This is a genomic window from Ktedonobacterales bacterium (assembly GCA_036557285.1).
In the GTDB taxonomy this organism is placed as follows: domain Bacteria; phylum Chloroflexota; class Ktedonobacteria; order Ktedonobacterales; family DATBGS01; genus DATBHW01.
The window spans coordinates 15,966-29,703 of sequence record DATBHW010000075.1 but is presented as its reverse complement, the minus strand read 5'-3'; the positions used below and the strand labels follow the sequence as shown (position 1 = coordinate 29,703).

Sequence of the window (13,738 nt, the reverse complement as noted above, 5' to 3'; positions counted from 1 at the left end):
CGTTGAGCCGCCGGGACGGCGGCGCTACCAGTGGCGAGCCGCCAGGACGGCGGCGCTACAGGCGCCGTCCCCGATAATTGGTGGAACCGGTTTGCCTGATCTTACAAGAGGTGGGTCAGACCCTCGATGAGCCGGTCTATGTCGTTGGGGGAATTGTATGCCTGAATAGAGATGCGGGCAAAGAAGCAGTCTTGCCATTCCACGATGGGGACTTCGACCTGATAGGTCTCCCACAGGTCTTGCTTGAGGGCTTCTGCGGCTGCTCTCTCGGAGACGGGCAGCGGTATGGTACACATCTGACGCCACCATTCCGGCGAGTCAGGACATATCTGTTCCAGACCAGTGAGCGAAGCGATGCGTTCGCGGGCCTGGGCTGCGAGTGTATGGCAGGCGAGGCGGACCTGGGGCCAATCGTGTTGGGCCTGAAACTCGATGGCTGCGGGGACGCTCAAGTACGCAGAGGGATCGGCGGTGCCGGTCCACTCGAAGTAATCCTGAAATGAAGAAGGGCTGGGCTTGAGCGCCCGCCAGCCCCAACTCACTACCAGTGGATGCAGCAAAGGCTGCCGGTCTGGCCGCGCATAGAGGAAGCCAGCGCCCACAGGGGCAGAGAGCCATTTATGGCAGTTGCCCGTGTAGAAATCGGCGCGGAGGGTATCGAGGTCCAGTTCGATTTGCCCAGGGGCATGCGCGCCGTCTATGACGGTGAGGATGCCCTGCGCTTCAGCCCGACGGCAGATGGCTGCGACGGGAAAGATAAGCGCGGTTGGCGAGGTGATATGGCTGATAACGATGATGCGCGTGCGATCAGAAACGCCTTGCCAAAGATGATCGATCAGAGATTCAGGGTTGGAGACCGGCAGCGGAATAGCCTGAGAACGATAATGAGCGCCGGATTGCTCGCAGATAAAGCTCCAGATGCGCTCAACAGCGCCATACTCGTGATTGGTTCCCAGCACTTCGTCGCCAGGTTGCAACCGGAGCGAGCGCGCCACAATGTTCATGCCGGTTGTTGCATTAGGTACGAAAACAAGGTTATCTGCATTCGTCCCAACATAAGCAGCCAACTGCTCGCGCGCGGCAGCGAGCAGCCCGTGGAGGCGTCGTCCCAGGAACTCTACAGGCTGAGATGCCAGTTCGCGCTGCCAGTGCTGATAAGTCTCAAAGACGGGCCGGGGACAAGCTCCAAAGCTCCCGTGATTCAGGAAAGCCATACCGGTTCGGAGAAGATACTCGTGTCCGGGTTGTGAGATTGGCAACGTCTTGTCAGTCAATGTCGTGCGGCCTTCAGAGCATTACTCATCAGGGCGCTTCCCTTCCTTCTGATAGTCCGGGACGAATGGCAAGCGGATGATAAGGAAGTGGGCAGCTAGCTGTACTGCCAGCTACCCACTTCCCTTAATCTACCTAGCCGCTAATTTGTTTCTCCACTTGCTTGAAAAACTGGCCGAGCAGCATTTTGACCGCCTGGGCGCCGACTATATTATCGGCAACCTTATACGCCCCTTGCAAGCTGGCCTCGAACTTGTAGCTCAGATTGGTCTTGCCGCCCGCGTCGGCCAGGTCAATGGTAGCGGTTCCCTGAACCGAATTGCGCTGGACGCTCAGCTTAAAATGAGATGGCTCTTGCTGGTCTGTCACTTTCACCTGGCCTTCGTAAATCCCGTTGAGGCCGGGGATTTTTGTGATTTCCACTTCCAGTTCCAGCGTCTGAGGGTCAACCCACTTCGCCTCTTTGCAGCCAGGGACTGCGGCGGCTAAAATATTGGAATCGAAAAAGGCCGCGTAGACTTTGCTCTGGCTCCCCGCAAACTCGTGATTTCCGTTGAAATCCATGAAAAACTTCCTCCTCAAATATTCTCCAGCGCCCTCCGGTTCGCGCCCCCGCTCCACGATCCACACGTCGGCAAAGCGATCTAGCGCATAAGAGTTCGCCAGTCGGGATGGTATTATAGTAGCTCTTTGTCAGTCTGGCAATAGCCACCTGCCGATTTGTTCGCGTTCCACGAACAGCGCCTCCTGTTGCCTCACCTGGCGCATAGTCTTCCTGCTTTTCTCAGCACAGCATAAGAGAGATTACTCAACCTTGACATGCTCTGCTATACTGCGCGTAACCGATAACGAAATCGGTTTCGGTATCGGTTTTGAGTATAGTTGCTTAGTTCGCGCACTCCAGTGCGCCTCATTTTAGAAAAAGCCCTTGCAGCGACGATGAGTAAGCTGGCAAAAGTGATAGGTCGGTTGGCCTGAACCAACCAAGCGATGGAAGAACCCTGTAGTCCCTCGACAGGAGGTAATTCATGCTGAAGAACCTGAAGGCGCGGCAAGCTGTGTATACGTTTTTAAGCTCGTCACTGCTTCTGATTGCGTTTGTGGCGAGCGCGGGAAGCGCCGTCGCGGCAAGCGCCGCCGTCCAGGTCACTGTCAACGTGAAGTCATCCCTTGGAACTATCCCTGATACCGCCTTTGGTCTGAACACCGCCGCCTGGGACGCGCATTTGCTCGATCCCGGCGTGGCTCAACTGCTGCGCCAGGCAGGCGTGAATGTTTTGCGTTTTCCTGGGGGTTCGACTGCCGATTTCTATCACTGGAAAACCAATACAGTGACATCCACCAAATACGGGAGCGTCAACCCGAAAGACCCGTTTGATGCGTTCATGAAAGTGGCAAGCCGGGCTGGCGCTCGCCCGATGCTGACTGTCAATTATGGGTCAAATACGGCTGGCACTGGGGGCGGCGATCCGCAAGAGGCGGCAGACTGGGTGCGCTATGCCAACAGCGACAAACACTATGGGGTGCGCTATTGGGAGGTTGGCAACGAGGTCTACGGCAATGGCAGCTATGGCGCGAAGTGGGAAGTTGATCTGCACAAGGAGATTGGCCCGGCTGCCTACGCGAAGAATGCGCTCGACTTTATCAAGGCCATGAAGGAAGTTGACCCAACGATTCAGGTCGGACTGGTGCTGACAGCGCCGGGCAACTGGCCCGATGGGTCCAATCCTGATTGGAACAACAATGTGCTTTCGATTGCCTGCCAGCAGATGGACTTTGCCGCTGTCCATTGGTATCCGCAGAGTCCCGGCAGCGAAACCGATTCGGGTCTGCTGAGCAGCACCAATCAGATTACCAATATGGTCGCTACGCTGCGAGACAAGATCAACCAGAACTGCGGCAGCCATGCCAGCAAGGTGAAAATCATGATTACCGAGACCAACTCGGTTAACTTCAACCCTGGCAAGCAGACGGTAAGCCCTATCAATGGGCTTTTCCTGGCCGACAGTTATCTGAGTTGGCTGGAAAATGGTGTGACGAATATTGACTGGTGGGGGTTACACAACGGCATGACCACCGGCCAGAACAACAGCGCCTCACTGTCTGGAGATACACAGTATGGCGATTATGGGATTCTGTCGAGCGGGAGCAAGGCGCCTGGTTTCAAGGAACCGCCAGCAAATACGCCCTTCGCGCCCTACTATGCGCTGCAATTGTTGACCAGATTGGCCTCGCCTGGGGATCACATGCTGCAAGCTTCTGCGCCGGGCCAGACGCAACTGACGGTGCATGCGATCAGCAAGAAGAACGGACAGATCGCCCTGCTCTTGATTAACAAAGACCATGATGCGGAGCATCCGGTCAATCTGGCTTTAGCCGGGCTGAGCCAGGATTTAGGGCAGTTCAGTGCGGAAATCTACAGCTATGGGCTGGAGTCAGGCTCTTTGCAGTCTACCGTTCATCCGTCGTTTGCGCAAACGTTCTTGCAGCCCCTTTCGCCCTATTCGATGTCGCTTATTCTGCTGACACCACACCGCTGTATTGCCAGCGCGTAAGCAGTTACCAGATCACATCTTGATGAACGCTCGCAGGAGCCACTTGTTGAGCCGCCTTTCAGACGGCTCAACAAGTGGCTCCTGCTCAGCCGCCTGGCGAATCTGCTGGTGGAAGCGCCGCGTGTGCTGGCCCTGCGCGCCTATCATCAATAATTAGCAGCACGATGAGCGCGGCTTCAATCGCTTTATCAAGATACCCTCCTGAGAGGCCGCGTTTCGGTTCTGCTTTGCCTGGCTCACGATGTCTCGCCTTTCCGCACGAGTATGCCTGGCCTCTCAGGGGACAAAGCATACTCAAGGTATAGAGAAAAACGCGTGAGAACGCTGTAGCCGGGGGCTACAAATCCGCTTGAAAACCTTGACAGGTGATGGTCGTACTCGCTATAATCCTGTCATTAACACCCCTCTTCCCTTGATAGGTAATAGGATGTGACGATTTGATGCTCAGCAAGCAGCAATACCTACACCAGCGTTTTTCTTATTGGTATAGCCCTCCAGCATGATGGTGGGCCATTTCGGCTGAGCGAAAACATCCACCAGCATGCTGGACAAAGCAGAGGAAAAACCTCTGCTTTTTTGTTTGCTTGAAATTAGTATTCGCAGAAAGGAGCCGGGCGCTTGCCCTTCATTTTCAACATCTCTTCATTTTCGGCACAAGGAGCAATTTTATGATCGTCGTCATGCAACAACACTGTAGTGATGAACAAATCGAACATGTGCTGGTTTTCCTCAAAAATCACGGACTGAGCGGACATCTTTCGCGTGGAACCGAATTGACCGTGATTGGTGTCCTGGGAGCGGTAGGCCCTTCTGGCACACGGACAACGGCGGGCGGCATCAATCCTTCAATCGGTGATGCTCTGGAAGGGGTGCCCGGTGTTGATCGAGTGCTGGAGGTTTCCAAACCCTACAAACTTGCCAGCCGAGAGTTTCATCCTGAGAACACAATCGTTGAGGTTCCTGCGGCTTGCGCGTCATCGGGTGTGGTTCCCATCGGCGGCAAAAGCATCGTCATGATGGCTGGTCCCTGCACCGTAGAAACCGAGAAGCAACTGATGACCACCGCTGAAGCGGTACGAAGACGAGGCGCGGTGATCCTGCGCGGCGGGGCATTCAAACCTTCCACATCCCCTTATAGCTTTCGCGGACTGGGCGAACCAGGTCTGAAACTGCTGGCAAAGGCCCGCGATATGTTTGGCCTGGCGGTAATTACCGAGGTGATGACGCCCGCCGATGTTGAACTGGTCTGCGCCTATGCTGATGTGTTGCAAATCGGTACGCGCAATATGCTGAATTACATGCTGCTCGACGAGGTAGGCAAGATCAATAAGCCGGTGATGCTGAAACGCGGTATGTCGGCGACGTTCGAGGAATGGCTGCTGGCTGCCGAATACATTCTTTCCCAGGGCAACCCTCATGTAATTCTCTGCGAACGCGGCATTCGCACGTTTGAGAAGATGACACGCAATACTATGGATATTAGCGCGATTCCGATGATCAAGCGCCTCTCCCATCTGCCAATTATCGCTGATCCCAGCCAGGGTACCGGGCGGCGCGATCTGGTAGCTCCGCTCTCGCTGGCCTCAATCGCGGCTGGCGCGGATGGATTGCTGATTGAAGTTCATCCTAATCCCGACGAGGCACTCAAAGACGGCGCGCAATCGCAGACTATCGAACAGTTCAGTCAACTGATGCCTACAGTGCATGCGGTCGCCGCAGCCATCGGACGCAATGTGATGACGTAGTAGTCCGGCTCGCTCTTGCACAGGTGGCGCGACCAGAAGGGGCGGATAACCCTGTCTGACTTCCAGCACTTGACGCTTGCATCCTGCTCGTCTACAATATTTTTATCTCAACAGTGAATACTCTGATGCAGATGGACATATTCCTGGCGCAGCAGGCCAGTCACTGATGCAAGCGCAACCGCCCCAACCGAGGAGTAACATGCCCGGTAAGGTGGCGGGGAGTAGAGGAGGGAGCCAGTGCAGTCTTCGCCTTTCTACTGCGCTATCTGCGGCGCGGCCAATGCGCCGGATGCGACAGCATGCTTTGCCTGTGGAAACACACTCGGCACGGCTGATTCGGCGCCAGGGAACCCTCCTGGACAATCTATCAGCGGCGCCATTACTGCCCCCATCCCGAATCTGCATCTGCTTCGAGGCCGTTACCGCTTACTAAGCCAGGTAGGCCAGGGCGGCATGGGCGCAGTCTATCGTGCCGCTGATACACATCTGGGCAATCGCCTCGTGGCGGTCAAGGAGATGAGTTCACGCGGACTTAGCCCAGAGGATATAGTAGAACTCACCGAAAGCTTCCAGCGCGAGGCCCTTTTACTGGCCCAACTGACCCATCCCAACCTCCCCCGTATCTATGAACAGTTCTCCGAGGGAGATCACTGGTATCTGGTCATGGACTTCATTGAGGGAGAAACACTGGAGGCGCATCTCGCCCAGATTCCTGGCGGGCGTTTGCCGACGCCGGAGGTCATCCAATTGGGCATCCAATTGGCAGGCGTGCTGGGCTACCTGCATACTCGTCAACCTCCCATCGTCTTTCGAGACCTGAAGCCTTCCAATATTATGCTGATGCCTGATGGGCGTCTCTATTTGATTGATTTTGGAATCGCGCGCTTCTTTAAGCCAGGCCAGACCAAAGACACTGCTCCGTTTGGCTCTTCTGGTTATGCGGCTCCAGAGCAATACGGTAAAGTGCAAACGACGCCCCAGGCAGACATCTATAGCCTGGGCGCGACGCTTCACCAACTCCTCAGTGGGACCGACCCCTCCCAAAATCCCTTTGTCTTCGCTCCGCTGCGACTGGCTTACCCAGCCGGGCTGGAGGCGCTCATTTCCCAGATGGTGGAAACAGACAGGACAAAGCGACCTGCAAGCATAGAGGCGGTGAAGCAAGAACTCCAGCGGTTAGCAATAGAACCGCCCCGTCCGTCACAACCAGGGCTGCCAACAGGGGCAGGCGGACCAAAGGTTTCTGAAGTTTCCCCATTTCCTGGCGCACCTGTTCGGCCCCTGCTCAAACGACGCATACGTCGGCCCTCCCTGCAAGGGCTTGTTGTGGCTGCGGCGCTCGTCTGTCTGATCGCCCTGGTTCCGCTCACCATCCCGTTCGTTTCTTCGGTGTTCTCTCAAAGCGCGTCTGCTGTTGCTGTTGCCCCATCGCCCACGCCGTCTCCAACACCAACAGATACCCCAACGCCAACCCCCTTGCCCACACCGTCGCCTACCCCTGTCCGATTTGTCAATGGCGCGGCGGAATATCTGATCGATGCCGGAACGGGCCGGGCGATCTACAGCGCCAATATTCACGCGCGCCTGCCTATTGCCAGCATCGCTAAAATTATGACCGCCATTCTTGCGATTGAGAATGGTGGTGATCTCGCCAACAACGTCGCGCCCATCACGCAAGCGGAACTGGATGAGGTACCGGCTGGATGCACTTCAGCCGAGCTTGTGGTGGGCGATGACAATATGTCAATACTTCATTTGCTCTATGGACTCATGCTGCCATCTGGATGCGATGCAGCCATTGTGATTGCTCATGCTATCGCAGGCTCTACAGCGAAGTTCGTGTCAATGATGAATGCCAAAGCAGGCGCTCTTGGGCTGAAGGGCACGCATTTTACCAGCCCGCATGGGGAGGAGTCCACTAATTTCTCTACTGTTGCGGATCTGGTGAAGTTGGCGCAGTATGCCATGAAGAACTCAACCTTTGCCCTGGTTGTGCAGACAAAGCACCATGATGTTCCGGCGCAGACGGATCGTCATCACTATCCCTGGGATAACACCAATCAGTTGCTGGGTATGTATCCGGGAGCAAATGGGGTGAAGACGGGAACGAGTACAGCCGCCGGGTTTTGTATTGTTTTCTCGGCGACCCGCAACGGACGACGGCTCATCGGAGCCGAACTGGGCGCTCCGACCTCTGATCTCCTCTACGCTGATGCCATCCGGCTTCTCAATCGAGGCTTTCTCGGCTGAGGGAGACGCTCCGGGCTTTCTCTCCCCGTTGCAAAGAGCACGTCCGCCTTGTGCATGCCAACGTGACGGTGATATAGTTGTGTTGTAACACTCCTCGACCTCCGTGGTTCGTGAGGAACTCCGCGCTTGAGAGGTGGCGTATGGCCCTGGAAGGCCAACACCTGGGACGATACCGCATCGTCCGGCTGTTGGGCAGTGGTGGCATGGGCGAAGTGTATCTGGCCGAAGACCCCCGCATTGGACAAAAGGTGGCTATCAAGGTTGTGCGCGCCGATCTGGACGCCTACCCTGGCCCCCAAACCAACGATGAAGCCGCCCGACTTTTCCTGCGCGAGGCACAGGCTATTGTTGCTCTGGATCATCCTGCCATTTTGCCCTTGCATGAATATGGAGAAACCCAGATCGGCCAGATGCGCCTGACCTTTCTGGTCATGCCTTATCGTAAGGAAGGCTCGCTGGCGGCCTGGGTCCGTCGCCAGGCGTCCGATGGTATCCTGCCACCATCGGTGGTCGCCCATCTGGTGAGCGAGGCTGCCGAAGCACTCCAGCACGCGCACGATCATGGGATTGTGCATCAGGACATCAAGCCAGCCAATTTCCTTCTGCGCGCGCGTGCCCCAGGCGCCACGCTCCCCGATGTGCTGCTGGCTGATTTTGGGATCGCCCGCCTCACGGCAGCGACGGCCAATACCAGCCAGGCGATCCGGGGGACGCCAACCTACATGGCGCCTGAACAGTGTCTGGGGAAGCCAGTCATGGCGTCGGACCAATATGCCCTGGCGATCATGGCCTATGAACTCCTCACCGGGCGTCCGCCGTTTCAAGGCAGCCCCATGCAGATTATGTTTCAGCACGTCAACACGCTGCCGGAAGCTCCCAGCATACATCATCCCCGCCTGTCTCATGGAGTGGATGCTGTCCTGTTGAAGGGACTCTCGAAACGCCCGGAAGAACGTTTCAGTTCCGTGACGGCTTTTGCCGCTGCCTTCCAGGACGCTGTGCAGGCGCTGGAAACAGAAGGCGCTGAGACGCGCATCAGCGCCGAATCTTCCCCGAAGATCACCAATGCCCTGCCCGATCCGCCTCTCATCAGTGACACGATGGCAAATGCCCCAACTTACATCAGTCCTCCCGTAGAAGCATCAGCGCCACCCGTGTCCAGGTCGCTGGCTGAGGAAGCGCCCACACCGGCTGCCCAGGGATGGGCAGCGGCCAGCACAGGGCCAACAGCATTGCCCTTGCCTGAGACGATTGATCTGGGAAAGCGCCCGGAGCGCGAAGCCAGCGCCCCGGCGGCTCCGGGTTGGACGGAGGACGCAGAGACGCCAACAGCGCCGCCGTTGGCGGATACGCTCTCTCAGGACGCTGGGGATGCAGCAGGCGCTCCCGAAGGAGCAGTCGGGGCGGAACAGGCCGGGCCAGTGGTAGCCCTGGCAGCCCCGGTTGGGCCTATACCTGAAGGCGCTCGGCGGCATGGGGGCAAACGGCGCTTCATTCTGATCGCTGCAACTGTGCTGGTCGTACTGGCGCTGGTTGGGAGCGGGCTGGCCTACGGGCTGCTGGGGGCAACAGCGACGGTGACGATTACCCCGGCGAGTCAAGAAGTGAGCAACGTCTATACGTTCTCAGCGGAACCCGGCACGCCCGATGCATCCAAGCAAGAGGTGGGGGCGCGGATGCTTTCGGTAACGACGCCAACCCAGACGAAAACGGCCACGGCGACGGGGCATGCAACGCTCTCTGCTACCCAGGCGCACGGGACGCTGGTAGTTGAAAATAATGCAACGCTCGGTGTGACTTTTACTGCGGGAACGACTTTCCCAAATAATGCTGGTAATGGTTGTACCCACCCACAGATAGAAATGGTACTCGATACCACCGTGACGCTTCCTCCGGGAGGGCGCGCAGGAGACCCAGTTGTAGTTGCCTTTGCGCCTGGACATGTCCTTCAGGCCGGATCAATCGGCAATGTTATTGCCTCCGATACTTGTGGCAGCGGCTCCCCTTTCGATTGGTATGGGAACGATGGATCGTGTGTTCCTGCGGACACCGTTCCTCCCTGTTGGTATGTATTTCCCAGGTATAATTTCACCGGAGGCCGGGATGCGTACAACGGCCCGGTGGTCAAGCAGAGCGATATTGATGGCGCGGAGAACAGCCTGATCTCGGCTAATCAGCCCGACCCCCAGCAAATCTTGCAAGCGCAGATGCAGCAGGGTGAGCAACTGGTCGGCACGCCACAATGCACGCCAAAGAAGAGCGCCAACCATAAAGCAGGGGATAAGGCGCCTGCTGTGACCGTCTCAGTGAGTTTCCTCTGTACAGGGGAGGTCTACGATCACGATGGGGCAGCGCAGATGGCTGCGAGTTTACTTATACAGCAGGCTGCAACGGACCTCGGAGAAGAATATACCCTGATGGGTACGATCAAAACAGCGATCACTGCCGTACCCGCTGACGAGCTTGGCACGGTCACGCTCACAGTGAACGCCGAAGGCGTCTGGACTCACCAGTTCTCTGGCGCCCAACTACAAGCGTTGGCGCGCGTAATCGCGGGCAAGCGCGCCCAGGACGCCCAACGGATTCTCACTAGCCAGCCGGGCGTGTCCCAGGCCGCAATCAAACTCTCTGGCGGCTTCGGCCAGACGTTGCCATCAGACCCAGCGCGTATTCGGATCGTCTTGCAGGAGCCAGGAGTGTAAGTCATTCCGAGCGAGTAGGCCGCCTGATCGCTGCAAGAGCGCCATTCCTTGGGCTTTGACTAACCCTGGACTAAGCTTTGGCTGGCTTCGGCTTTTTCCTGAAGGCGCCTTTGAAGAAATGCACTACCAGGATCGAGAGAACTGCGCCAATGAAGGACGTAATCAGCGGCACATGGGTATTGGGTACCTTGAAGTCCTGATTCCAGGTGAGCGGCACGAAGGTGATGAAGATCCAGATGCCGATGAGGCCAATGATAAAGGCCCCGAACAGCCCTCCAGGGGTAGTCTGGCCCGCGAGCCGCTCCACCAGTACGGCGGCGACGATGGAGATGCCCAGGATCAGGAGGAGATCGAGCAGGTTGTAGGTAATTGTGTATCCGGCAAGTGAGACGGTAACGGCGAGCAGGTCAGCAAAGGCGCGCCCTCTGCCAATATCCACACTCACTACAAAGAAGCCAGAGCCTACATTCATGTTCAGGGTAAACAGATCTGCGAGGACCATCCAGAACCTCCTTCGACTGAGTACAGCCAGAGCCAGCCTGGCTCAGACGGTGGACCATCGCTCTCCGCTCGCCTGGCTCATCGTAAAGTCGAGCCAGGTAAGCCCGATCTCTAGACGATGCAAGAGGTTGGCATCGAAACGATAGCAGAGGGACAGGCTAAAGTGGGTGGGCGGTCAGTCATATATTATATGATACAAGAAGGCTGCGCTCTTTGCAAGAGGCAAGCGGTGAAAAACTCTACATCACATCTCTTTTGTTCCTTTTGATATCGTGTTGTTCAGACCGGTAAGATGCGATATTCTAGGGAGAGTGCGAGGCTATGCGCTCCCTCAAGGCGCAGAGGACTGCGAACGGCTGCAAGTTGGTGTTTGAGCGTATGGCCTCTGCGAGGACAACGGTTTCATGGTATATCAGTACGAGAACCCCAAGCGAGCTTTTTCTCCTGCGGCCATTGCGGAAGCGCAGATAGTGGCAGAGAGTATCATCGAGGGCATGGCCGGGCGACCAGCCGCGCAGGGCATTACCATTGATAACCCCACTTCACGAGATTTAGATGATGCCTTTTGGCTTGAACGATTGCCGCAAGGTGGCTATCAGCTTCAGGTCAGTATCGCTGATGTTGGCTCCTGGATCACCCCGCGCCTGACGCCTGCGCTGGATCAAGCAGCGTTCACGAGGGCTTTTACCCGTTATGAAGGTGAGCGTTACCGGCCCATGCTTCCGCGACCCTTATCAGAAGACCGTCTCAGCTTGTTGGAGGGGCGCCCTCGTCCTGCCATTACGATTGCAATCCCATTAGACGCTCAATTGTATCCTGGCGAACCAGACATCACGCTGACTACTCTCTCCAGCAGCAAACGGTTCAGCTACGCCGTCGTCGAGCGCGAGCTGGACCACGCGCAGACTGATCTGGCGCCTATGCTCCAATTGGCCTATGAGATTGCACAGGGATTGCTGCGAGGCAGAAGATTACGGGGCGCGCTGGCGGTGTATAATCTGCCAGCCGGATGGATCACGACGGAGGAAGGGTTCCTCCACAAATTGGGTACAGGAGAACGATATAAGGCGCAGCTTATTACGGCTGAATTCATGATTCTTGCCAACCAGGCTTTTGCGCGTTTTTTCGCCAACAAAGGTATCCTGGCGTTGTATCGGAATCAGAAGGCCAGGGCTATCGCTCCAGAGCGGCTCACATTACTCCAAATGCTGGACATGGCGGTTCAGCAGCCAACGCTGGCCTTTCCTGAGCGGGTGAGTGCTACTTTCCAACTGGCGATGGAACGAGCCAGGTATGCCCCGACATTGGAGGGGCATTTTGGCTTAAATCTGCCGGCCTATATCCATATGACCTCGCCGATACGCCGCTATTCCGATCTGGTGAATCAGCGGATTCTCCTGTCTGTACTCAATGAAGAAAGCTCTCCCTATCCGAGAGCAGAGCTTGAACACATTGCCGCCAGTATCAATGAACGAGAACAGGCCGTCAAAGAGGCGAAACAGGCGTATTTTCTCGACCTCCATACTCGGCGCGTCAAAAAAATCGTTGAAGAAGATGCGCAAGATCCAACGGCTTCGAGCTTGTCCTTATCCCGCCTGAATGCCAGAACGTTTCACAGCGTCATCAGAATAGCCGCTGAGGGGTATGGGCTTGTACCAGCCGTCGAGCAAGAAATCCTGAGGAGATTGGAGGCACGCCAACTGGATGCCCATGACCTCTTTACTCTGGTGTTTCGCTTCAATACGAGTGAAGCAGCCTGGGATCGTGTGAGGACGGCAGCGTTGCAAGCACTTCAACGAACTCCAGAGTATGCGACGAGTATCCTGCTCATGGGGCATCAAACCCTTGGCTGGAGCGCCCCCGCCTATGAGTTTTCTACTCTGGTGGAACACACGCCCTCTTTTCAGGCTCGCGTCACTGTGAACATTGCCGGGCGGGAATATGTATCTACCTGGCAGCAGGCGCAGCAGAAAAATCGGGCAAAACAGTTGGCGGGCGTCGAACTCTTAATCTGCATTGCCAGGGGAAGCAGCGAGGCTTCTTTGGATGATTCAGGGAATGGCAGCATAGCTGATGGGCCAGGTGATGACTCACGCCAGCGTTCCGATGCCCGTGCGGCTCCAATACCCAGGGATGCGGCGCCGCCCAATTATAAGGGCCAGCTTCAGGAACAAGCACAGGCGCACAGGTGGGAACGTCCCGTGTATATCGAGGAAAGCCGATCTGGGCCGCCTCACGCGCCGCTCATTTCAGTCGAAGGGATGGTGGTCGCGCATGGCAGGAAATATTCAGCAAAGGGGGAGGGGAAGACAAAGGTCCAGGCTGAACAAAGGGCTGCACAGCAGTTACTTGACCTCATTCCTCAGCCACCTCTAGAGGCGGCTATTCATGCGGTTCCAGCCGATAACCAGACTGCCATGAGCACTTTGCACGAGATGCAGCAAAAGGCTGCCATCAGGGCCGTTACCTATACATACGAACGTCTCGGTCAGCAACATGATGAACTGTTTTCGTGTGTGTGCGCGGTGCTGCTAACTGATGATCACGCTATAACAGGGAGCGGGACAGGAAAGACGAAAAGGCAGGCTGCGCAGGCGGCTGCTTTCCAGGCGCTGGGACATCTGGAACTATAAGCTGGTGTCTTCCCCGTCCTTTTCGCACCCTACAGTATGGTACCAGATAAGGAGTTCGTTACCATTTGCCAGCGAAAGCC

At 56.6% G+C, this 13,738-nt stretch carries 8 protein-coding genes; 5 read left to right on the top strand and 3 right to left on the bottom strand.

The annotated features are described in order from the left end of the window. Window positions 1–101: 101 nt before the first annotated feature. Together VH599_20455 and VH599_20450 are read right to left on the bottom strand one after the other, a co-directional pair. A complete protein-coding gene (locus VH599_20455) occupies window positions 102–1,274 on the bottom strand; it encodes an aminotransferase class V-fold PLP-dependent enzyme (protein HEY7350693.1) in 1,173 nt (390 codons plus the stop codon). A gap of 133 nt (window positions 1,275–1,407) precedes the next feature. Beyond that, window positions 1,408–1,836: an SRPBCC domain-containing protein gene (locus tag VH599_20450; GenBank protein HEY7350692.1), complete on the bottom strand. Its 429-nt coding sequence runs from the start codon at window positions 1,834–1,836 to the stop codon at window positions 1,408–1,410. Between the two features lie 464 nt (window positions 1,837–2,300). Between VH599_20450 and VH599_20445 the strand changes: the two genes are divergently transcribed. The 4 genes from VH599_20445 to VH599_20430 all read left to right on the top strand — a co-directional run bounded on the left by VH599_20445 (window position 2,301) and on the right by VH599_20430 (window position 10,524). Then, window positions 2,301–3,827, top strand: coding sequence for a cellulose-binding protein (locus VH599_20445; protein HEY7350691.1), 1,527 nt, complete (start codon window positions 2,301–2,303; stop codon window positions 3,825–3,827). A gap of 668 nt (window positions 3,828–4,495) precedes the next feature. Beyond that, window positions 4,496–5,572 (top strand): 3-deoxy-7-phosphoheptulonate synthase, encoded by a 1,077-nt coding sequence (aroF, locus tag VH599_20440; GenBank protein ID HEY7350690.1) that lies wholly within the window; start codon window positions 4,496–4,498, stop codon window positions 5,570–5,572. Window positions 5,573–5,809: 237 nt separating this feature from the next. Next, window positions 5,810–7,822 (top strand): protein kinase, encoded by a 2,013-nt coding sequence (locus VH599_20435; GenBank protein ID HEY7350689.1) that lies wholly within the window; start codon window positions 5,810–5,812, stop codon window positions 7,820–7,822. 140 nt (window positions 7,823–7,962) lie between these two features. After that, the gene (locus VH599_20430; protein HEY7350688.1) at window positions 7,963–10,524 is read left to right on the top strand and encodes a protein kinase; all 2,562 of its coding nucleotides are present in this window, start codon (window positions 7,963–7,965) and stop codon (window positions 10,522–10,524) included. Between the two features lie 70 nt (window positions 10,525–10,594). Here the strand turns inward: VH599_20430 and VH599_20425 are convergent, their stop codons facing one another. Continuing rightward, window positions 10,595–11,026 (bottom strand): hypothetical protein, encoded by a 432-nt coding sequence (locus tag VH599_20425; GenBank protein ID HEY7350687.1) that lies wholly within the window; start codon window positions 11,024–11,026, stop codon window positions 10,595–10,597. Window positions 11,027–11,429: 403 nt separating this feature from the next. On the opposite strand from VH599_20425, the gene VH599_20420 reads away from it, so the two are divergent. Then, complete coding sequence (locus VH599_20420) at window positions 11,430–13,658, top strand: RNB domain-containing ribonuclease (GenBank protein ID HEY7350686.1); 2,229 nt, start codon at window positions 11,430–11,432, stop codon at window positions 13,656–13,658. Window positions 13,659–13,738 lie beyond the last annotated feature (80 nt).